This is a genomic window from Roseomonas sp. USHLN139 (genome assembly GCF_037145735.1).
Classification (GTDB): domain Bacteria; phylum Pseudomonadota; class Alphaproteobacteria; order Acetobacterales; family Acetobacteraceae; genus Pseudoroseomonas.
Map to the genome: position 1 here is coordinate 1 of NZ_JBBCWY010000004.1, position 20747 is coordinate 20747.

Sequence of the window (20747 nt, forward strand, 5' to 3'; positions counted from 1 at the left end):
ACGACAGCGCTCTGCTCATCACCACCGGCCTCCTCCCGGCCAACAGGGTGAATCAGATTTCCAGCCGCCCGGGAATCCCCGTCCGAGTCAAACAGGTCGGATCATGCTCTAGGAGGCGGCCCGACTTGCTGGTCGCTCCCTCGGCCTGCAGCCGCCGGACCGTCTCCACGCCGGAGCCGGTATCAGCAAACAGCTCGAACACCCGCTGGACGCGGGCTGCCTCGCCCTCATTCACCACCAGCTTCCGGTCTTGCACGTCATAGCCGAGCGGTACCTTGCCCCCCATCCACATCCCCCTCGCGCGGGAGGCGGCAAACTTGTCGCGAATCCGTTCACCAATGACCTCCCGCTCGAACTGCGCGAAGGACAGCAGGATGTTAAGCGTCAGCCGGCCCATGGAGGTGGTGGTGTTGAAGGACTGGGTGATCGAGACGAAGGTCACGCCATGAGCGTCCATCACCTCGACCAGCTTGGCAAAGTCCATCAACGAGCGAGACAGTCGGTCGATCTTATAGACGACGATGATGTCGACCAGGTCGCGCCGGATGTCATCCAGCAACCGCCCGAGTGCCGGCCGCTCCAGGGTTCCGCCCGAGAAGCCGCCGTCATCATAGCGATCGCGGACCAGCACCCAGCCTTCAGCGCGTTGGCTGGCGGTATAGGCCTCACAGGCTTCCCGCTGCGCGTCGAGCGTATTGAACTCCTTATCCAGGCCGTCATCGGTGGATTTGCGAGTGTAGACGGCGCAGCGGAGCTTCTTCACCGTCGCCGGTATGGCCAGGTCGGGACGGACACGACGGCTCATGGCCCAGGCTTCCTAAGCCCGAAGAATGTCCAGCCGTTCCAGCGTGTGCCCGTGATGTGTCGGGCAATGGCGGACAGCGACCGGTAAGGTCGACCCTCGTAGTCGAAATTGTCCGGTCGCACGGTAACCACGTGCTCAACGCCATCATACTCCCGCAGCAGCCGGGTACCCGGGAGGGGGCGGCTGTCAGCGCGGATTCGACGCAGCACAACATTGCCGCCATCGAGCTGCTCACCCAGCGCCTGCAGCCGGGCGCGGGTTTCCCGCTTCAGGCCACCATAGGCCAGTTCCTGGATCCGGTAGGCCAGGCGGGACTGGATGTAGGCGCGGTTGAACGGTGGCGGCTCCTTGCCGAAGAGCTCCCGCCACTGCTGTTTAAGGAGGGCAATAGGGGCGCTCTGCAGCGCCGCTAAGCGGCCGAGGACGTCCGCTGGTGGGATGGCAGGGATGGTTGGCGGCGTAGGTCCAGTGCCGGCTTCCTGAGGGGGTACCCTACGCCGGCGGGCGGCAGATTTCTGGGTCACGGGGATCTCCGAGTCGTGGGAGACACAGGACCGCTCTGGTCGGCGGTGAAGTGTAGCGAAACCTCTCCTGAGGTTGGGGCTGCCTCGTCCTTTTGCGCCAGATCCTCAGCAGTGCCGCTGCGGAGCCGCAGCAGGCCGGCAGCCAGGAGGGCGCAGAGTTCCCGAAGGTGGGGAGGAAGGTGGGAGTTCAAGCCGGTGACTTGCATCACTCCTCTACTACTCAGGCAGCAGCCCATCTGTTCCGCTGGCCCATGCTCTTTTGAGTTGCCATCCGCTCACGAGAACGAAACATGAACATTGTTGTATGCTGCGGTACGCTGGTGCGGCTCAGCTATGCCGGCCCGAACGCCCCGATCGCTCGCGTCGGACAGCCTTGCGATTGGTCGCAAAAAACGTACGGAGTGCCCATGCCGACGCCCAGTCCACCAGGGCTTGACCTGCACCTTGATAGCGACAGAGCAGCCCATCAGCTGATGGCGTTCCTGGTCGCCCCGTTCGATCGACAGCGGCAGCAGGAGTTCCTGGTCATGCTAGCCGCCGACCTTCTGGACAGTGCTCCAAGCTATGTCGCCCGTCGCATGGAGCAACTGCGTGCCGTGACGCTGGTGCACGACCATCCGCAGGTCGCCTTACAGCGGTACAACAAGTATGTCGAAACCAGCCTGTTCTTGCCGTCTGGTGGTCTCCGTCGCCTGAGAGATGCAAGCCCTCCGGCAGTCTGGGCCAAGGAACTACAGCAGAGTCAGAGAGGACCTCTCTTAGCTGCTGGCCGGCTGCTTCTGTTCATCGTGCAGATGGCTGTCCATCATCCGAAGCTGACAGCCTCCACCAAGCGCGCGCTGGCCGTGCTGGATGCCTGGGGACAAGCAGGCGGTCCGGTGCCAACCCAGCGACAGATGCCGCTGATCTGGAGCCAGTGCGGTGGTGTTGCGCCGGTCTACGCGGCAATGATCCTGGCTCAGGAATACTGGCTTCAACACGGCCTCACGCCAGAGCACGCGATCAGGCAAAAGCGCCTTTTCCGCCAACTGCTATCTTGGATGGCCTGGCTTCGTGACTTCAGTCTCCAGCACAAGCCGCTCGGAGCATCAGCACCGCTGCTACTATCCGAGAAGGTCGTTCGGCTCCCGGCCGGCCTTGCTCCTGAGCAGCCCCCCATCGGTCCCTTGCCGCCGCATCTGCTACAGGCGGCCATGCGGTACAGGGCTCCCGTTCCCCAGAGCTGATCACCAACCGGTAACGCCTGGCCGTTACTAGCTACGCTCGCCTGCATCTAGATACGGCGCTTCACCACCACGGGGGGTGATCACCGATGTTCGCTGCGTCCACACGAGGGAACGCAGCACCATGCCGTTGCACGAAGAACCCGAGGTTGCCCCACTGTCCCATCGCGTCGATCGGGTGGTGGAGCTGACCGGCGCGAGCCGGACCAATGTCTATGACGCACTCCGTAAGGGGCAGCTCGAGGCCGTGAAGCTCGGCCGGGCGACGCTGGTGCTCGATAGCAGCCTGCGCCGCTGGGTGACCTCCCTGCCCCGCTACAGGGCCTAGAACAAAGCAACCCGCCGCGGCAAAGCCGGGCGGGCTGCGGGAGCACTTGCGCTGCCAATCAACGCGGACGTCGAACACCCGCAGTCTTAGCAGCCTCTCGCACGCTTTGCCACGTCTTCCGCGGTCCTCACGGCCTGAAGGACCCACCATGACGCGACCGATGAACTTGGCCTCCCGCCGCCCGATCAGCACGCCCGACGTCTTGAACGCTGCCCCATTGATCCGCCTGCACCTGCTGGTTGACGCGCCCGATCCTGACGGGCTGCCTCGTGCTGCCCTGGAAGTCCCCCCAGGCGCCGCGCCGAACCGTCGGCCCGTGTGGCTGCTGTTCAGCAGCATTGCCGCCGCACTGGCCGCCAAACAGCGGATGGAGGCCGGCCAGTGACCATGCATCGACCGGCTTTGGACGTGGAGCTTCTGTACCGGGATGCCGACCGGATGACGTGCCGGACCCTGCGCGCGGGACGACTGCCTGCGATGGAGCGCGATGATCTCCGCCAGGAGCTGATGCTTGATCTGCTGCGCCGGCTGCAACATCTCGATCCAGCGCGCGGCAGCATCGGCGCCTTTGCCCAGGTCTGCTTCCGCCACCGTGCTCAGCGAGCAGTGTGGCTGCAGCGCCGGGAGGCACGCGACCGGCACATCTACGCCCACTTGGGCGAACAGGTCTCCGCGGGTCACCACGATCCTGCAGATTCCTTGACCCTCCGGCTCGACCTCGGTCGCGTGCTGAGCCGCCTCAGCCCGCCGCAGTTGGCCACCGTCATGACACTGCTGCAACAGGATGCATCACCGGCACCCCGGACCACCCGTCACCGTCATCTGCAAGCCGTGCGAGCCCAGCTGGCGGCTGCTGGTCTGCAGGAGGCCGCCTGAATGGAACGCAACCACACCCACAAGGCCGAGGCTAAGGGCCTGCTCGATCAGCCCTTCGCGGTGACCTTTTTCGACAACTACGCGGCCATCCAAAAGCATGAGGAGGCCTACTCGCTTAGGAGCTTGGCAAGCAGGATCCAGAACGTGACGGCCCTAGAAAAGAGCCGTTTGCCCTGGCTCAAGCTGGCCCGCTTTGGGGAGGCGCGAACCGAGAAGCAGACCCTTCGCCACGATGCCAATGTGCTCACGATCACCGGCGTCGAGGCCGACTACGATGGAGAGGAAGTGCCGTTCGAAGCGGTAATGGAGACGGCCAGCAAGTCGGACCTCCTCTGCCTGCTCTACACTTCGCCCTCCCACACGCCTCAGAAGCCACGCTGGCGGGTTCTCTGCCCGACCTCGGTGGAGCTGCCCCCTGTCCAACGATCGCAGCTCCTCGGGCGCTTGAACGGGCTGTTCCGCGGGATCTTCAGCGGAGAAAGCTGGACGCTGTCGCAGGCCTATTACTTCGGCTCCGTGAAGGCGAACCCAGCCCATCGCGTGGAGCTCAACGAGGGCACCCCGATCGATCAGCTGCACGAGCTCGACCGGATTTGGCAGGGCAAGCCCAACGCGAGCTCCGGGCAGGGCAAGGATGGCAAACCCCGGCAGGGGCCGATGGATGAAGCGGCACTGCTGCAGGAGATCTGCACCGGCCAGGCCTACCACTTCGCCTCCGTGCGGCTGCTCGGCAGATGGGCCAAAAATGGTATCCCCTACATGGATGCCCGGCAGCGCCTGATCGATGCCATGGAGGCCGTTTTCCCGCCGGACCGCGATGCCCGCTGGCTGGCGCGACGCAACGACATCGATCGGTGCCTGGACGACATCTACGGTCGTCAGGCCAAAGCTCGGGACGCGAGCAGGTCTGCTGCCTCGCCTCCCCCTAGCGCTGGGCACAACCAACAGGATGACGCAGGGAAGCTGATCACTGAGGATAGCGTCGCCGCGGCGTTCGTCGAACGCCACCGGGATACGCTGCGCTTCTGCCATCATGCCGGCAAATGGTACCGCTGGTCAGGGGCTATCTGGCAGCGCGAGGAGACCCGCCTCGCCTTCGACTGGGTCCGTGTTCTGGCGCGGCAACAGGCGCTGGTGACAGGAGACAGCAAGACCATCGCCTCAGCCGGTAAGGCGGCCTTTTCCAGTGGCGTTGAGCGCTTCGTACAGGCGGATCGCAGCTTCGCGGTGACGAGCAGCGCGTGGGACTGCGATCCTTGGCTCCTCGGCACCCCTGACGGCACGGTCGATCTGCGCTCCGGAGAACTGCGCCCGGCCCGGCAAGAGGACATGATCTCGCGGAGCACGGCCATTGGACCGGCTCCGCTGGCGGCCTGCCCAACCTGGCTCGCCTTCCTCAATCAGGCCTGTGCCGGGGATCAGGACCTGATCGGCTTCTTACAGCGTTGGCTTGGCTACTCCCTAACAGGGGTGACGCAAGAGCATGCCCTGCTGTTTGTCTACGGCCCTGGCGGCAACGGTAAGGGGGTCCTTCTGGTCACGGCGGCTGGCATCCTCGGCACCTACGGAACCAATGCCGCTATGGACACCTTCACAGCATCTCAGGGGGACCGGCATCCTACCGACTTGGCCATGCTTCACGGGGCCCGCATGGTCATGACGACGGAAACGGAGGAGGGCCGCGCCTGGGCCGAAGCACGGATCAAGGCGCTGACCGGAGGGGACCCGATCACCGCTCGTTACATGCGGCAGGACTTTTTCACCTTCACGCCGGCCTTCAAGCTGACGATCAGCGGCAACCACAAGCCCGCCTTGCGCAACGTCGACGATGCGGCACGCCGGCGCTTCAACGTGGTGCCCTTCCTGCACAAGCCCAGCCGGCCTGACCCGACCTTGCCCGAGCGGCTGCGGCAAGAGTGGCCGGGTATCCTACGCTGGATGATCGACGGCTGCCTGGCGTGGCAGGTCAGTGGGCTGGCGCGGCCGAAGGCGGTGCTGGACGCGACGGCCGACTACTTCGAAGAGCAGGACGTGCTGAAGCAATGGATCGAGGAGTGCTGCGATCAGGCGCTGGATTGGGGCGAGACCAGCACAGCTCTGTTCGCGTCCTGGCGGAGCTATGCCCTGAGCCGCGCTGAGGATCCACGAAACGGCAAATGGTTTGCCACGATGCTGGAGCGGCAGGGCTTCGCCCGCGCGAAGGACTGCCGGCAATTCCGCGGGCGCGGCTTCCTCGGCATTCGGGTCAAACCGGAGAGTGTCCGCGCACATTGGCAGGATGGCGAATCCTGAACAGCATCTCAGCGACGCCAGCGACACGTTGCGACGCGTTTTCCGGTTGGTCGCTACGCGCGCGCGTAGGGCGATTATACGGATTACGTGTCGCACGCGTCGCTGGCGTCGCTGGTCCACTGGCTACACGCCTAAGCCCGCCGTCTCGTTGCATCCGCCAGCGTCTGCCCGCGTCCAGCTTTTTCTGAGCCGAGGAGTGCCCCTGTGGGCTTTGCATCACGATGCCTCTCCCCTCGCTACGATCAGATGTTCAGGTCCAGCACGATCAGTCATGCCCAGTGGGAAGCATGCCGCCGCTATCTCGCGCTCACTGAAGCAATAGGCGGCGGCATGTCATCCAGCCTGAGCGGGCCTGAGGTCTCCGCACGCATCAGGACCGAGCAGCAGGTGCGCGCCAGACTGTCTTTGCAAGCCGCCCATGTGGCACTTGGCCCCAGCGCACGAGGGCTCTGCGTTGCATTTATCCTGGATAACTTGGCTGTCCGCTCTATCGCGGAACGTCATGGTATGCGGTCGGAGATCGTCATGGGTTTGGTCCTGGCCGCGCTCACACGCCTAGCAGAGCATTGGAAACTTGCATGAGCTCTGAATAGAAATTTTTCGGCCTGGAACTGCATCCTTATTGATTTCCCTTGCCTATATCCGTCAGACAGAACATAGTCATCCCATGATGAATATCTGCGCCTCGGCTCTTGCCGGGGCGTTTCGCGTTTCAGGGGTTTGGATGCCGACACGTCCCGCTCTGCACCGTCCTGCGCACCACGATCCGCAAGCGATGCGGCGTGCCCAGCTGCAAGCGCTGGATCGGCAACGCGGATCAGCATTTGCCCGCGGCTATGACACCGCGTGGCGGCGGTTGCGTCTCGTCGTTCTGGGGGAGGAGCCACTGTGTCGGTTCTGCCGGGAGCGTGGTGTGGTGAGGGCTGCGACCGAGGTCGACCACATCGCGCCCATTGCCTCGCGCCCCGACTTGCGCCTGGCCCAGGCTAATCTGAGGTCGCTGTGCCGCTCCTGTCATGCCGCGCTGACGGCAAGCGGCATGCAGCGGCGGGGTGGATCGCCATGACCCCCCGGGGGCGGGTCAAAACTTGCCGGCTTGCGCCCGGGGACCGCGTCCCCCGTAGATTTTCCACGATTGCACATTCGGCCGATTTGCGGCGGAGGCTCTGAGCATGCAGCAGATGACGTGGCCGGCTGATCAGGTGGAGCGCTGGTCCCTCACCCGCCTGACGCCATATGCCCGCAACGCCCGCACCCACTCCGACGCACAGGTGGCGCAGATCGCCGCCTCGATCCGCGAGTGGGGCTGGACCGTGCCGGTGTTGGTTGATGAGAGCGGCACCCTCATCGCCGGACATGGCCGCGTGCTGGCGGCGCAGCGCCTCGGTCTGACCGAAGTTCCGGTGATGATCGCTCGCGGCTGGTCCGAGGCCAAACGTCGAGCTTATGTGCTGGCCGACAACAAGCTGGCGCTGAATGCCGGCTGGGACGAGGCAATGCTGCGGGCCGAGCTGATAGACCTTGCTGACCTGGGTGCCGATTTGTCGCTGACCGGCTTCAGCGCCGAGGAGGTGGCGGCGCTCACCGCGGAGGAAACCGCCGGGCTCACCGATCCAGATGAGGTGCCCGAGGCGCCGGCAATTCCTGTCAGCCGCCTGGGCGACGTTTGGCAGCTCGGACGGCACCGGTTGGTCTGTGGTGACAGCACCAACGGGGATGACGTCGCCAAGGCCCTCAACGGCGTTCACCCCCACCTGATGGTCACCGATCCGCCCTATGGCGTCGCCTACGCCCCAGCATGGCGCAATCAGGCAGGGCTCTCGGGTACCAAGCGGATTGGCAAGGTGCTGAACGACGACCGCGCCGACTGGCGCGAAGCCTGGGCGCTGTTCCCTGGTTCGGTCGCTTACGTCTGGCATGGCGCCCTGCACGCCACCGCCGTGGCAGAGAGCCTGCAGGCGGCAGACTTTCACATCCGCGCACAGATTATCTGGGCCAAGGATCGCCTAGTGCTGAGCCGCGGCCATTATCATTGGCAGCACGAGCCCTGCTGGTACGCTGTGCGCGACGGTGCCAAGGGGCACTGGTCCGGCGACCGCAAGCAGACCACCCTCTGGTCGATCCCCTCGCGTGACCAGGACGCCGCCACCATCCATGGCACCCAGAAGCCGGTGGAGTGCATGCGCCGCCCCATCGAGAACAACTCTTCGGCCGGTCAGGCAGTCTACGAGCCGTTCTCCGGATCGGGCACCACTTTGATCGCTGCGGAGATGACTGGCCGAGCTTGCCATGCCCTGGAGCTCGATCCGGCTTATGTCGATGTGGCGGTGCTGCGCTGGCAGGCCTTCACGGGCCAGCAGGCGGTGCTGGAGTGCGATGGCCGAAGCTTCCCGGAGATTGCCTCTGCGCGCCAGCCCGAGCCGGTGGTGGTCACCTGATGCCTCGCCCTGGCCCCAAGCCTATCCCGACCGAGTTGCACCAACTGCGCGACTCCTTCAACGCCACCCGCCATGGCCGCGACCGCGCCGGTGAGCCCCTGCCGGAGGGCGAGCTTGCTGCCACCGCCCCGGACTGGATGAGCATCGGCCAGCGGGAGAGCTGGGCCTATGTGATAGGGCATGCGCCGAAGGGCCTGCTTAAGCCGCTCGACCGGGGCGTGCTGGCGGTTTGGGTTGAGGCGGAGGACCGGCACCGCACCGCGGTGATGCAGCAGGCTAAGCTGGACGCCAGCTCCTCCCTGCCGCTAATGACCCGCGGCAAGGATGGCCAGCCGATCCCCTCCCCCTATCTCCGCATCATCCGTCAGGCGGCCGAGACCATGCTGCGGGCGGCCAGCGAGCTGGGCTTTTCGCCAGCGGCCCGGCCGAGGCTGGCAGCGGGCCAGGCGGAGGCGCCTGCCCAGGAGAGCCCCTGGACCCGGCTGCAGGTGATCCATGGCCGCAAAGACGCTTCCTGATCCCTGCCCCGGCGTGGCTGCGGCGCTGGCCTATGCCAAGGCGGTGGTCGGTGGCACCATTCCGGCCTGCCAGTACGTCCGCCAGGCGGCTGAGCGCTTCCTGACCGACAAGGCCACAGCGGATGCTGGCAAGGGGCCTTGGGCATTCCGCCCTGATCTCGCCGAGGCGGCGATGCTGTTTGCCGAGCAGCTGCCTAACATCAAGGGGCCGGAGGCGGGCCGCCCCCTGCGGCTGATGGGCTGGCAGCGCTTTGTCTTTGCCAATCTGTTCGGCTTTGTCGAGCGGGGCACCACCACCCGACGGTTCCGCCAGGCGGTGGTCTACGTGCCCCGCGGCAACGGCAAGACCACCTTTGCCGCGCCCATCGCGCTCAACCTGACCTTTATCGAGGGTGAAGGAGGCGCTGAGGGCTACGCCGCTGCGGTCACTCGGGACCAGGCGCGCATCCTGTTCGACGCCGCGCAGCAGATGGTCCGCCGCAGCCCCGAGTTCCGCCAGGCCTTCGGCGTCGCCGAGCGGGCCAACGCCATCTACCAGGAGCACACCGCCAGCAAGTTTGTCCCGGTCTCTTCGGATGCCAAGTCACTCGACGGCTTGAACGTGACGGTGGCGGTTTGTGATGAGCTGGCCAGCCACCGCACGGCCTTAGTCTACGACGTGCTGCTCACCGCCATGGGCAAGCGCCGCCACCCCCTGCTGCTCTCCATCAGCACGGCCACCGGCAACACCAGCGGCATCGGCCGGCAGATGTGGGACTACTCGGTCCGAGTGCTGGAGGGGCTGCAGCAGGATGAGCGGCTGTTCGCGCTGATCTACACTGTCGATGAGGCGAATGATCCCTGGCAGGAGGCCTCCTGGATCAAGGCCAACCCGTCCTGGGGGCAGGCCGTCCAGCCCGACGCGATCCGCGCCATCATGCGCCAGGCCAGAAACAACCCGGCGCAGGAGGCGGCGGCCAAGACCCGGCACCTGAACATCTGGGTTGGGGCGGACGAGGCGCTGTTCAGCACCCGCGCCTGGAAGGCCTGTGCGGATCCTGCCCTCACCCTGGAGGCGATGGCTGGCTGCGACTGCCATGTGGCCGTGGATTTGGCCGCTACCACCGACCTGACCGCGCTGGCCCTGGTGTTCCCCAGCAGAGGCTCTGACGGCAAGCCACACTACGACGTGCTGGCCCGCTGCTACCTGAACGAGGCGGCGGTGCTCGAGGCCAGGAACCCGTCTTACCCTGGCTGGGCAGCAGAGGGCTGGCTCACCGTCACGCCGGGCAACGAGACCGATATGCGGGCCGTCGAGGAGGATCTGCGCAGCTTGGCGAAGCGCTTCCAGGTGAAAAGCTTGGCTTTTGACCCATGGCAGGCTCGGCAAATGCGCCAGTCCTTGGCTGCTGATGGGCTGCCGGTGGTGGAGTTCCACATGCGCACGGGCAACCTCTCGGAGCCCACCAAAGAGCTCGGGGCCGCAATGCTGGCCGGCCGGGTCCGGCACGACGACAACCCCGTGCTCGGGTGGTGCCTCAGCAATGTGGTCGGGCATTACGACGCTCGCGGCAACGTCTACCCGCGCAAAGCCCGCCCAGAGCAGAAAATCGACGCCGCCATGGCGCTGATCATGGCGCTGGGATGTGCCACCAACGCGGCGGAGGAAGAGGGCAGCTTTTGGGAGTTCCTGAAGGATCCGCTCTTTGTGTGAGCTGGTCGTTGCCAATCCCCTCAGGGAGAGCGAACTCCTCTAGGCGCCGAGCAGCCGCTGATCGATGTCGGCGTCATCGGCCTGGGCGGCAATCGGGATACCGCGGCGCCCTTCCTCGACACCGTGACTGTCGCTGGCTCGACCGTAGTGCCGGTCGACCTGATCAACATCGGCCCCTGGCTGCGGCTGCGGCTACTGCTCGGCGCGCCGGTGATTATCAGCACAACCAACTTCATTCACACCTTCGGCTCTAGTGCAGCCTCGCTGCTGAGCAACGCCATGGAGATCGGCTATCCCGACGTGCCTTCCTTCGACGTCTGCACCGGCATGCGCGCCACCACGCTGGAACTGGACTTCACGCCGACCGGCGCGGCGATGGCCACCTTTGGGCTGCTCGGCCAGGGCTCGGTGCGCACAGGTGCCACATTAGGCGGCACGCCGACCAGCGCGGCCTACACGGCCTTCAACAAGGCGCAGGGGTCCGTCACGCGGGGCGGCTCGGCGCTGGCGCAGGTGACCGGCGCGCGGCTCACCTATGCCAACGGCATGGAGGCGGTGCGCACCATTCGCGCCGACCGCCGCGTCGAGGGCGTGGATCGGGGCATTGCCCGTTGCACGGGACAGATCACGGTCCGCTTCGAGAATACCACGCTGCTCGCCCAGGCACAGGCCGACACATCTGCCGAATTTGCCCTGACCTTCACGATCGATAAAAACCGCAGCCTGACCCCCACACTGCATGGAGTCTACCTGGCGCTGGCCAAGACGCCGATCGAGGGGCCGGCCAGGGTGGAGGCCAGCTTCGATTTCAGGGCGGCGTTCAACGCGACGGCGACGCGGATGATGACGGCGGTGCTGCGGAACCAGCAGGCTGGGACAGAATATGCTTGAACTCTGTCCCGCAAAAAAGACCTATTCAGTTCGGAGGTGTCTGGTTGTGAGATGTCCTTGGCGGTTTCAGCGATGAGGCGCGCCTACGCAGTATCGAGTTGCTCGCAATGCTCACTCGATTCGGGTTCGAAAAGTTGCGTCGCTCGTTCAGCGGTCGAAGTAGGCGCACCGAAAGCATGCAGCGCCACCACGCCTCCGTTCGACGGACGTCGGGAGGGCAGCGGACATAAGCGAACTATTCTCATAGCCGAAAGGTAGGTCTGAATCTCGGCTCGCCGGGCGCCGCAGACGCGTTCCCGCCAGCGCAAATACGCTCGCTAGCGAGTTTATACGCTTCGGGGAAGCGTTCACAGATCCTAGCTGAAAGCGGGTCTTCCGAGATACGGGGATAGACCTCCTCAGGCCGCAGACTCTCAGGCAATTCGAAGTCGATCTCGATGCGTGCCACCACATGCCTGAACGCATAATTGCGGCAATATGAGCTCGATCCGAACAGTATCCCGCATTTTTGCTGCTCGATCCGGTTGGGGTGGTTTGCGCCCTTAAACATTGCCTCTGAGCACAGGAACGGATCGCGAGCCTCGTGAAGCAGCATAAGGTAGACGACGGGTTTAGCAGCGCCGCGCTTAACCCGCACAAAACGCCCGTCTGCATCCACCGAAACAGAGCCAGCGGCAAATGCCAGCGCGACGTCGCGGTCGCGCGTGATGTCGAGACCGCCCGTGGGACAGCCGTAGTGCTGCAACAACAACGAACCCGAGGCAGCCAGCTTATCGAAGCGATGTCGCCTTCGGAACAGTAATTGGTCTTTACCGTCGATGATCGCATACTGGGTGGCCTCCGGGAGCAGGATGCCGTCCTGCTCATACACCCCAGCGGTCATCTTCGCTTGGAACGACGTGCCAAAGGGATCCTTATCCAGCTGCGCCAACAGGTCCCTAACCTGCGGCGTGAGGACCTCGGGCAGGATGACCTCTGGAGCGACGGGGAAGAGGTCGTCATTTTGCATCAGCTCCTGGGCAATCAGTTGCCATGCCCCGAGGCTCGCAAACACCGAGCCGATCTGCTCCGGCGACTGCCAGAACTCCTCATACCTGCGAAAGGCTGACGCAATTAGAAGATCATCATCCTCGAGATGTGTCAGTCGCTCGCCGATACGGCGGCGGCAAACGGTCCACCCGCTTTCTGTCAAGCCGAGTACGTCCGGAAACCGATAGGAGCGGCCCTGACCTCGGAACCAAAGCGAAAGGCCGGTATTGGATTTCGCGCTGGCGGCCGCCTCGTAGCGCTCGCAGATCGCGTTGAACATCTCGAGGGAGGTCGCTTGATGACGGGCCGGTCTGACGCCACCGTCGGTGGGGAGGGCCGGCGCCGCACCCGACAGCAGCTCCAAGGCTTCGATGCGGCCCAAATCGAGGTCAAACCCCCGCCCGCGCGCTAGGTGCAGGTCGACCCGATGCGAGCCGATACCGATGTCTGGCAGCGTGCCAGCCCGCTTCGCCGCAAGGTAGAGTTCCACACCAGGCCGCGAGCCTCGGCCCCGCGGGAAGTCGCTGATGCGGGCGTCGTGAAAAGGGTCAAGCAGCGTGTAGCGATTGTCGTGCTCCCCGCGCAGCTCCTGGTGCAAAGCACCCAGCTCGGTAGCTGGGCCGGAGCGCTCGATCTCCTGGTCAAGGACCGTGAAGAACTTGAGTAGTGCCGTCCGGTCAAAGGTCCGCACTGTCTTTGAGATCATGCTCTCAGCGACAGGCATTGGGTCAGCGAGGAAGTTCGAAGGCCGCCAAGTTGCATTCAAGCCGACGAACGGGTCGGAGAGACTGCACTGCGATTCGAAATGCCCAAGGGCCAGGGCCATGGCACGCACCGCGCCCGCGTCTCCTGAATACAGACGCGGGTCTGCCGCTGCCTGACCAATCTGCGTCAGAGTTCCCAAGAAGCCAAGGAACTGTCCCGCGTGGGCCATCTGCAGAGAGCGTGCAGCATAGCTCCTGACGAGCGCCTCGTCGGACGGTGAAAGCATGGCCGAATCATCCCTGTTAGACCTTAGATGAATCCATTCCGATTGCGGGATCAAGGCTGGCGCGCCCTTCTCGGCCGCTTTGGTCTGGGCGGATCAACTTGAAAATCACGCAAATGGAGAACTCCATGCTTACCCTCGACCTCCCGGTCGAGCCGTACTGGCTCGAGCTGCCGCGCGGCGTCCGCGTGGAAATCCGCCTCGTCACCACCTCCGTGATGGCCGCTGCCCAGGCCGGTTCCGCCCGTCGCCTCGGCGCGCTGCGCGCCGCGGAGGCCGACCTCGACCCCGACATGGCGCGGGGCCTGGCCTTTCGCCTCGGCGCGCTGCGCGCCGCGGAGGCCGACCTCGACCCCGACATGGCGCGGGGCCTGGCCTTCGCCTTCCTGGTCAAGGCGCTGGCGCGGCACGCCGTCACCGCCTGGGAAGGCGTCGGCGATGCCGCCGGCAAGCCGCTGCCGCTCTCGCCAGAGGAGGTCGAGCGCCTGATGGGCATGGACGAGATGGCGGCCGCCTTCTGGGATCGCGCCACCCACCTCATTGCCGCCGTGACCCTGAAAGGAAACGGCTAAGGGCCCGAGCCAAATGGCATTTCGGCTCGGGTCAAGATTATTGCCGCAGCTGCGCGGCGCTCGATCGCGACTGTAGCCTCGCCTGTTCCCACGCCGCCCCCGCGCCCACCAGCGTCGAGGCCGTCGCAGCTTGGGCCGCTGGCACCACCTGCTCCACCGCGACGATGATGGGCCTCGACGTCGACATGCCCGCCGCACTCGCCACCGCCCGCGAGATGGACGCCGCCGGCTAGGCCGCGGCCAAACTTCTGCTTGCCATGCGCATAAGCCTCGCCACCGGTAGCGCCGCGCGCCGCACTGATCCCCCCGGGATTCTGTCCACCCCATCGACGCAGGAGGTGTGACCTATGGCAGATAGCACGAGCCGCGTCTTGGTCCGCCTGTCGCTGGACAATGCCGCTTTCTGGCAGAGTACGACCGAGATCGGCGTGGAGAAACTGGCCACCTCGACTACCACGGCTACCCTGTCCGGGCTGTCCTTCAACGGGCTGAACAGCATTACCCGATCAGCCGGGGCCTGCAGCTGGACGCCCAGCGCGGCGCGGTGTTCGTGGTCGACACCACCGCGGCGAAGGAGCTCGCCCTGGCCCACTGGCTGGTGGGCGGCGCCGATGGCGGGCGGCTGTTCGTGCGCTGCTTCGACGCCGGCATGGCCGTCCGGGAGAACATCGCCGGCGATGTGCTGGCCTCGCTGACCACCATGCAGTGGAACATCCCCTCCAAGGCCTGGACCGGCGGCGCGGTGATGGCCGACGCCTCGCTGAACCGCCGGATGACGGTGCGGCTGGCAGAGGCGGTCGCCTATGCGCAGATCGGCATCGTCGGCTTCGACGGGCAGATCGAGCTCGAGGCGCTGCGGCTGTTCGGGCTGCCGAAAGCGGCGCCGGCGGTGCTTTATGCCTGCCCCTCGGTGCCGATCGGCACCCGCAGCCTGGCACTCTAGACGACCTGGGATCTGCCGAGCCTCACCGCAGGCTCGACCGCAAACATCGATGTGACTGTGCCTGGCGCATGGCGGGGCGACTTCGCGGACACCTCGCTGGACACCAGCGGCATCGCCTTCGTGCTCGACTGCCAAGTGTTGTCCAACAACAGCGTGCGCATCACGGCGCGGAACGTCAGCGCGTCGACGGTGGACCTCGCCGCGGGCCGATGGCAGTGCAGGTGACGAAGCGGCGCGTGCCGTGAGATTTGCAGCTTGCCAACCAGCGCGCAGGCCCGCAGAACCAGGCTGCTGGTCGTGATTGCGTTGCCGCGCAAGGCGATTTCCGCCGCCCTCCGTAGCTCCGAGACCGGCAGCACGAATCGTAGGCCGGTAGCGTCGAAAGCGCGATGCAGCGCCAAGGCCGTTGCGGCGGCGTCGGCTATGGCGCCCGACCAACAAGATGGCTCATCGTCGGGCATGCTGCGCAATCTCATCGTCAGCCCGCCAGTCACAGCCATCCCGGCGAGAGACCGGTGGCGCAGCGTCTCCGCGCTGAGCAGCGGAGGCCACTGCCTTGGCCCACGCGGCCAACTGCCCCAGCGTCTACGTCATGGGGATGACAGCGATTGAACTAGCAGTTTCCCTGGCGGCGAGCACACGCTAGACTCAGCAGGTCTAGGAATTCTTGGCCCAACACAGAACTTCCCTGGACCAGCGGCTGATTTGACACGAAGCCGTATGAGGTGACGCCGACAATTCGGTTTGGATTCGCTTCCAGCCCCCCGGTCTGGCCGATCGCCCGTACGCCGAAATTCTCAATCCAAGGCCCCCCGCTGGAACCGCCGGTCATGTCCGAGCCATAGAGCCATGAGCTTAGCCCGCCGTCCCTGTGACTGCCGGAATCCACCTGATGCATAATCTGACCATTGTCGAAGCCGACAGGGTAGCCAATAATTTTAGCTTGGTTGCGGCTCAGTGCGTTGGTCCGGTGGCCGAGGATCCCAGTGACCGATCCGACTGTCCTCATCGCCGTGCCGAAGTGGCGTTCCTCCAGCTCGATGATGGCTAGGTCTGCTCGGTTGGGAACTCCTCCACCGCCAGTCATCCAGGATTTGGTCGTCGCTACCCAGGTCGCGCTCCAGCGCTGAAACGGGGCATTACCCTCGTGATAAGCAGGAACGAACTGAATGTGTCGGAAATAGCCCCCCTCCCCACCGCTGCCCTGATGAACGCAATGGCCTGCCGTCAAGATCAGCCTCGGCGCGATGACCGCTGCTGTGCAGACAAAATCCTGACCCTGTGCGTTTTGGAAAAAGAGCTTGCCCACCGCGCGGTAAGGATACTCCAGCCGCGCATCGACAGGGATCAGCCGTGAACTGCTGAAGTGGGCGCCTTCCGTTCCGGCAGCTTCGCCCCTTGGGCCGCCGGGACGCTCAACCGGATCTGAGGGCTGCGGCAAAGGCAATCCGGGATCGTGGGTCGGTGCAGCTCCGGGCGGGAACAGCCGATTGTTCAGGTCGGGCAGGTTCATCGCCGTAGATGTTGGCAGCTGACCTCTGCGGATGGGCTGAACGCCAGGTGCCGACGGCGGATCCTGGCTGAGAAATCCTGCTTCAGGGACACCCTGCGGTTCCTGATATTGCGGTAAGGTTCTTGGCTGGGCCCGCGCTAGCCGCTCAGGGGTCCAGTAACGCTCCGCCTCAGCCACAGTGTCCTGTGCAGAGACAGGCGCCGGCCAAATCAATGCGCCCGTCAAAAGCAGCAATACCGTGCTGCACTGGCCCGCAATCCAATGGAGCCTAGGTGGTGACACGTTCATGAATCCTCTCCACGATGAAGCCGATGTTCGCACTCGAACTGCGGCATTGGATAGTAATCTATTGGCAGAACGACGCGCCTTCTATCACGGCGGTAACCCCGCTATGATGACGGCGATAGAAATCCCGTAGTTTTCTGTCTCTACCGCCCTACGATACTCCTGCGGTGTCGAGTTACCGACCGAGAAGCGATCTGCACAACAGGTGTGCATTCCCACGACGACCCAAGCCGTGTTGCGGAATTGCAGAATAGGCGATCCCGAACTGCCAGGCGAAGTGCTGCATCGGTGCCGCATCAGCCTCTGCGCAGCTTCCAGTGAGACCTCGCATTCAGAAGCAACGCGTTGGAAGTCGCCCCAAGGGTGCTGAATCACTGTTGCCGTCCCACCGGCCAGATTGGCGTCCAAAGTCAGCGGACTGCGCCCGGCGGCGGCGTCTTGAGCGATGCGGATCAGCGCCAGTTCGGCGATGTCAATTCCACCGGGCGGAAGCGAGGTGAGAACAACCGAACGACCTTCGCGATCCAGGTCGACGATCTCGGTGCATGATATCGCGCGCCGAACATTCTCCGGCATCACGCCTTCGAAGTAGTCGAATACGATCCCGATTCGAGCGCATGCGGTTCGGCGCCAGTGCGCCTCCGGCTCGGCGGCCACCGCGGCTCGGAGGCAATGAGCTGCAGTGGCGATGATCGTCGGAGTGACGAGGAAACCCGTGCAGGGTGCAATCACTCCGGGGTTGGCGATATGGATGAACGCTACGGAACGTCCAATCTCCGGCAGCAATCGAGATGAAGGGACGCTACTGTTTAGCAAGGACCGGATCGGAATTCCCACAATGACGGAGCCCAGGGCCTGCGCCTGCGACAACGGTCTTGCAAGCGCTCTCACGACCGAAACGCGGCCTTGCGATCCGGCATCGCCCAACAAGCGAACTCGGATGGATCGTCCCATCAGCGGCAGGCTTTGCACGGTCTGCGCTGCGACGCCCGACAGAAGGTTAATTGTCGCCATCACTTGGCTGGTCGAACCATCGACCAGTTCCAACAGCACCGGCCCTGCGAGGCGTTCGGCCTGAACCTCGACGATGACGTGCGGGAAAGGGTTATCTGCCAGCACCACAGGCTGGTCGTCATGGATCGTTGAACCGTTCAGTGACCAAGCACCACCAGCAAAGACGAGCGCTCGAACTGTGGGAACAGCGTCAAGGTGTTTCGCGATCGCCGTGTCCTGCGCCGCAGCCAAGGCCGGCAGGACAAGCCAGACGAACAACACTGCCCGGCTCAGCATCCGTAGCTTCATGGCTGACACTCTGGCCCCACGAAGGAGCAGCGGGTGAAATCTTGCACGTACAACATTGGCAGTACGACGGGACTGGGTGGCTGTCCCTGTTTAATGCAATGGAGTTGAAGCATGATGTCACGGCCATCCACCGAAAAGATTTCAAGCCCCGCTCCTCGACCGGTGCGATTGATCGCCTGAATGCCGGTCAGATCAGGCAGGCGGCGGAGCCGCTGCACAGTCGCAATTTGGATGGAGAGCCCGGAGCCACTGCCTGCCGCATCCAGGAGAGGCAACGTCAACGCCTTGTCGCGGCGTAGGCGAAGATGCCCACCCTGCTCGAGGCAAGCGGCGGCGCTCCTCAGGTTCAGGTCATCCCTCCAAACTTCTGCATCCTCCGGCGACCGCCGGAGCTCGATGCGATCCGTCTGAAAGCCGAGTGCTCGTTCTGCGTGGATCCTGCCGAACCGCGCTGCTCCGCTCTCTAGGTATTCTGCCGTGAACCTAATCCGGTCGGCGACGAGGTTGGCCGCCACCATGCGCGCGCTAACCCTGATATCCCTCGTAGCGTCGCCGATGATCTGCGCTGCGAGGCCGGCAACGTATGGCGCCGCGAAGGAACTGCCCCACATTAGGTTAAGCGCCTCCGGCTCGGCGCCAGCGGGACCAATGCCAAAGCCGATGGCCCCCACGTCGAAGGCCTCCCCATAAAGGGCAAGGAATTGCTGCCTGTCATCATCGGCACCGGGTCTCATCGGGGACCTACAGAACTCCTGGAAATTAGGAGTTGTGGGCGATAGGTTACCGGGCTGCTGTTTCTCGATTTGACGGAGCAGTTCCTGAACATGTCCACAGGTCAGGACATCGCGTTCCGAACCCATCGCTACCACCGAGATGAAACCCGCTGTGGGCGGCGACCGCGCTAGATGGGCGTACCCGCCAGCGTCGCCAATGCCCAAAGGCACTAAGCCCTCGTCCCTTAAATTGCGGTTCCCGGCAGCGACCGCGACCACGAACGGGGCCAGCCCCACCGGTGACGCGTTGGTCGGTCGCCCGGCGATTGCTTGACTGAGCTGGCTGCCGTCGTCAGAAGGCGGTGCGCCGCAGGACAAGTTTACAACCCTGGGTGACCCGACGGTTTGTAAGTAGTTGGGGAAGCTTTGATGGTATTTCGAAATAAATTCGAACTCGGCACGCGGGTTATGCTCGGGACTCCGGACTCTCGCAGTAGAAAAGACGTGCGACCAGATCCGTCCGTTGGGCAAAAGCCCGTAGGTCCCGCTCGCAAGCATGCCTGTGATAAGGGTTCCGTGGTCGTAGATACTCAGCCCATCTGGCGTCGATTCACCGCAGGGTCCTGTCGGCGCTGGCGTTAGGTGCCCGGGATGGTCATCTATCCAGAGCACCGCGCTATCCTGGGGAAAGCGATAGACCCTATTTCCCAGTGTCGCCCGGGGCAAATCCGCCAGGTAACCGACAGAAGTCCGCGAGAGGCTCGACTGCAGCGCCACTGGTCCATCCCACACGCCGACCAGGGTTGTAGCCGGGTGGGCGGCACCGATCGGCCAACCCATGGCCTGGCGCCACTCGTCGCTCAACATCTGCCTTGTCTCGTTGTTCACCCGTACGTACGAGAGGCTGGCCTGTTCTGGCCGAGCGGAGGGCTGCGAAGCGGTATTCACGATAGACTGGCAGACAGTTGAGATTAGGCGCGTCCGCTCTCTGCCAAGTTGCGGCCGCTCCCGTCGTAGTGCGATGTCGCCTGCCACAACAGCCCGCTCGATGGAGGCGCATTGCGTCCGCAGATCGGCATGCGGATCCGAGGGCGTGATCCTCGCACCGAGAAGTGCCGCAGGCAGTGTGACGGGTCCGCGCACCGCCGCCCACCAGTTGCCGCTGCTGCTCGAACCGGGCGAGAAGAGAATTCCCCTTTCCGCTCTCAGCCAAGCTTCGCCTTGATCAGGATTGCGTTCCAGAATCCGAACTTGGCAGATCCGGTCAAACTCCACGCATCCCCGCGTATTGTTGAGTACCACCCTGTCCAACCCGGGCGCTTCGGACGCACTAAAACTTCGGGCTACGAAGGTTGTATCTTGGCCAATGACAATGTCGGGGATGCAGATATAATTGCGAGGTAGGCGCTGCACCTTCCGATTCGCTTCTGTACATTGATCATGTGAGAGATCGGCAGACGCCCCTTCTGCCCAGTTCCAAGCGGTCCGGCTACGGTTGCTCCGGCAGATGTGGTCATTGATCGAGCAGAGCTGCGTTTCGAGAACGCTCGGATTCACCCAGGCTGGAAGGCTGTAGATTCGCCGCAGGAGCCCGTTCAGGTTCGCGTCCTGACGGAGGATGAGTTCAGGTCGCATTCGAACTGCATCTCTCGCCATGAGGTCGGAGATCGCGAAGACGAGAGCGATGCCCCCATCCTCTCCGATCACCGTGAAGCCGAGGGGGGGCGTTGGCCGCTGCGCGGCGGTCGGCGGAGACATCACCATGAGCGTAAGGAGTGTAGAAAAGTACACCCAACGCATGAGCGCGTACCATC

Annotated in this window: 18 protein-coding genes and 1 pseudogene; 12 read left to right on the top strand and 7 right to left on the bottom strand. The window is 64.2% G+C overall.

Annotated features, from left to right (window positions below; all coding sequences use genetic code 11):
* Window positions 1-52 precede the first annotated feature (52 nt).
* Window positions 53-805: a recombinase family protein gene (locus WFI16_RS12785; protein ID WP_442970685.1), complete on the bottom strand. Its 753-nt coding sequence runs from the start codon at window positions 803-805 to the stop codon at window positions 53-55.
* Window positions 802-1329, bottom strand: coding sequence for a DUF2924 domain-containing protein (locus WFI16_RS12790; RefSeq protein ID WP_442970686.1), 528 nt, complete (start codon window positions 1327-1329; stop codon window positions 802-804). The genes WFI16_RS12785 and WFI16_RS12790 overlap by 4 nt, the downstream gene beginning before the upstream one ends.
* Window positions 1330-1802: 473 nt before the next feature.
* On the opposite strand from WFI16_RS12790, the gene WFI16_RS12795 reads away from it, so the two are divergent.
* From WFI16_RS12795 to WFI16_RS12840, 10 genes and pseudogenes are all read left to right on the top strand, one after another.
* Window positions 1803-2555 carry a hypothetical protein gene (locus WFI16_RS12795; RefSeq protein ID WP_419898207.1) on the top strand — a complete coding sequence of 251 codons (753 nt, stop codon included), beginning with the start codon at window positions 1803-1805 and terminating at the stop codon, window positions 2553-2555.
* A gap of 121 nt (window positions 2556-2676) precedes the next feature.
* On the top strand, window positions 2677-2880 hold the full coding sequence (locus tag WFI16_RS12800) for a helix-turn-helix transcriptional regulator (protein ID WP_419898208.1): 204 nt from the start codon (window positions 2677-2679) through the stop codon (window positions 2878-2880).
* Between the two features lie 148 nt (window positions 2881-3028).
* Window positions 3029-3265, top strand: coding sequence for a hypothetical protein (locus WFI16_RS12805; protein WP_419898209.1), 237 nt, complete (start codon window positions 3029-3031; stop codon window positions 3263-3265).
* On the top strand, window positions 3262-3756 hold the full coding sequence (locus WFI16_RS12810) for a hypothetical protein (protein ID WP_419898210.1): 495 nt from the start codon (window positions 3262-3264) through the stop codon (window positions 3754-3756). The genes WFI16_RS12805 and WFI16_RS12810 overlap by 4 nt, the downstream gene beginning before the upstream one ends.
* Complete coding sequence (locus tag WFI16_RS12815; protein ID WP_419898211.1) at window positions 3757-6048, top strand: phage/plasmid primase, P4 family; 2292 nt, start codon at window positions 3757-3759, stop codon at window positions 6046-6048.
* A gap of 775 nt (window positions 6049-6823) precedes the next feature.
* On the top strand, window positions 6824-7114 hold the full coding sequence (locus WFI16_RS12820; protein WP_419898597.1) for an HNH endonuclease signature motif containing protein: 291 nt from the start codon (window positions 6824-6826) through the stop codon (window positions 7112-7114).
* Between the two features lie 106 nt (window positions 7115-7220).
* Window positions 7221-8486: a site-specific DNA-methyltransferase gene (locus tag WFI16_RS12825; RefSeq protein WP_442970687.1), complete on the top strand. Its 1266-nt coding sequence runs from the start codon at window positions 7221-7223 to the stop codon at window positions 8484-8486.
* On the top strand, window positions 8486-9004 hold the full coding sequence (locus WFI16_RS12830; protein ID WP_419898212.1) for a phage terminase small subunit P27 family: 519 nt from the start codon (window positions 8486-8488) through the stop codon (window positions 9002-9004). Before WFI16_RS12825 ends, WFI16_RS12830 begins: the two co-directional genes overlap by 1 nt.
* Entirely contained in the window at window positions 8982-10697 is a 1716-nt protein-coding gene (locus WFI16_RS12835) for a terminase large subunit (RefSeq protein WP_419898213.1), read from the top strand. Before WFI16_RS12830 ends, WFI16_RS12835 begins: the two co-directional genes overlap by 23 nt.
* Window positions 10698-10748: 51 nt before the next feature.
* A pseudogene (locus WFI16_RS12840) lies at window positions 10749-11588 on the top strand (phage tail tube protein); the annotation flags it as partial.
* 241 nt (window positions 11589-11829) lie between these two features.
* Here the strand turns inward: WFI16_RS12840 and WFI16_RS12845 are convergent.
* Window positions 11830-13608, bottom strand: a complete 1779-nt coding sequence (locus WFI16_RS12845) for a hypothetical protein (protein WP_419898214.1) — start codon at window positions 13606-13608, stop codon at window positions 11830-11832.
* Between the two features lie 125 nt (window positions 13609-13733).
* On the opposite strand from WFI16_RS12845, the gene WFI16_RS12850 reads away from it, so the two are divergent.
* Together WFI16_RS12850 and WFI16_RS12855 are read left to right on the top strand one after the other, a co-directional pair.
* Entirely contained in the window at window positions 13734-14177 is a 444-nt protein-coding gene (locus WFI16_RS12850; RefSeq protein WP_419898215.1) for a hypothetical protein, read from the top strand.
* A 550-nt stretch (window positions 14178-14727) separates the two neighbouring features.
* Complete coding sequence (locus WFI16_RS12855) at window positions 14728-15120, top strand: hypothetical protein (protein WP_419898216.1); 393 nt, start codon at window positions 14728-14730, stop codon at window positions 15118-15120.
* Here the strand turns inward: WFI16_RS12855 and WFI16_RS12860 are convergent.
* The 4 genes from WFI16_RS12860 to WFI16_RS12875 form a co-directional block, all read right to left on the bottom strand.
* On the bottom strand, window positions 15117-15581 hold the full coding sequence (locus tag WFI16_RS12860) for a hypothetical protein (RefSeq protein WP_419898217.1): 465 nt from the start codon (window positions 15579-15581) through the stop codon (window positions 15117-15119). The genes WFI16_RS12855 and WFI16_RS12860 overlap by 4 nt on opposite strands.
* 152 nt (window positions 15582-15733) lie before the next feature.
* Window positions 15734-16633, bottom strand: coding sequence for a trypsin-like serine peptidase (locus WFI16_RS12865; RefSeq protein WP_419898218.1), 900 nt, complete (start codon window positions 16631-16633; stop codon window positions 15734-15736).
* Window positions 16634-17005: 372 nt separating this feature from the next.
* Entirely contained in the window at window positions 17006-18220 is a 1215-nt protein-coding gene (locus WFI16_RS12870) for a trypsin-like serine peptidase (RefSeq protein WP_419898219.1), read from the bottom strand.
* Window positions 18217-20733, bottom strand: a complete 2517-nt coding sequence (locus WFI16_RS12875) for a S8 family serine peptidase (protein WP_419898220.1) — start codon at window positions 20731-20733, stop codon at window positions 18217-18219. The genes WFI16_RS12870 and WFI16_RS12875 overlap by 4 nt, the downstream gene beginning before the upstream one ends.
* Between the last annotated feature and the right edge of the window lie 14 nt (window positions 20734-20747).

Excerpts from the sequence above, each read along its gene's own strand:
- WFI16_RS12785 (WP_442970685.1), bottom strand. The coding sequence starts at position 805 with ATGAGCCGTCGTGTCCGTCCCGACCTGGCCATACCGGCGACGGTGAAG.
- WFI16_RS12795 (WP_419898207.1), top strand. The coding sequence starts at position 1,803 with ATGGCGTTCCTGGTCGCCCCGTTCGATCGACAGCGGCAGCAGGAGTTC.
- WFI16_RS12800 (WP_419898208.1), top strand. The coding sequence starts at position 2,677 with ATGCCGTTGCACGAAGAACCCGAGGTTGCCCCACTGTCCCATCGCGTC.
- WFI16_RS12805 (WP_419898209.1), top strand. The coding sequence starts at position 3,029 with ATGACGCGACCGATGAACTTGGCCTCCCGCCGCCCGATCAGCACGCCC.
- WFI16_RS12815 (WP_419898211.1), top strand. The coding sequence starts at position 3,757 with ATGGAACGCAACCACACCCACAAGGCCGAGGCTAAGGGCCTGCTCGAT.
- WFI16_RS12820 (WP_419898597.1), top strand. The coding sequence starts at position 6,824 with ATGCGGCGTGCCCAGCTGCAAGCGCTGGATCGGCAACGCGGATCAGCA.
- WFI16_RS12825 (WP_442970687.1), top strand. The coding sequence starts at position 7,221 with ATGCAGCAGATGACGTGGCCGGCTGATCAGGTGGAGCGCTGGTCCCTC.
- WFI16_RS12830 (WP_419898212.1), top strand. The coding sequence starts at position 8,486 with ATGCCTCGCCCTGGCCCCAAGCCTATCCCGACCGAGTTGCACCAACTG.
- WFI16_RS12835 (WP_419898213.1), top strand. The coding sequence starts at position 8,982 with ATGGCCGCAAAGACGCTTCCTGATCCCTGCCCCGGCGTGGCTGCGGCG.
- WFI16_RS12845 (WP_419898214.1), bottom strand. The coding sequence starts at position 13,608 with ATGCTTTCACCGTCCGACGAGGCGCTCGTCAGGAGCTATGCTGCACGC.
- WFI16_RS12850 (WP_419898215.1), top strand. The coding sequence starts at position 13,734 with ATGCTTACCCTCGACCTCCCGGTCGAGCCGTACTGGCTCGAGCTGCCG.
- WFI16_RS12860 (WP_419898217.1), bottom strand. The coding sequence starts at position 15,581 with ATGCCCGACGATGAGCCATCTTGTTGGTCGGGCGCCATAGCCGACGCC.
- WFI16_RS12865 (WP_419898218.1), bottom strand. The coding sequence starts at position 16,633 with ATGAACCTGCCCGACCTGAACAATCGGCTGTTCCCGCCCGGAGCTGCA.
- WFI16_RS12870 (WP_419898219.1), bottom strand. The coding sequence starts at position 18,220 with ATGAAGCTACGGATGCTGAGCCGGGCAGTGTTGTTCGTCTGGCTTGTC.
- WFI16_RS12875 (WP_419898220.1), bottom strand. The coding sequence starts at position 20,733 with ATGCGTTGGGTGTACTTTTCTACACTCCTTACGCTCATGGTGATGTCT.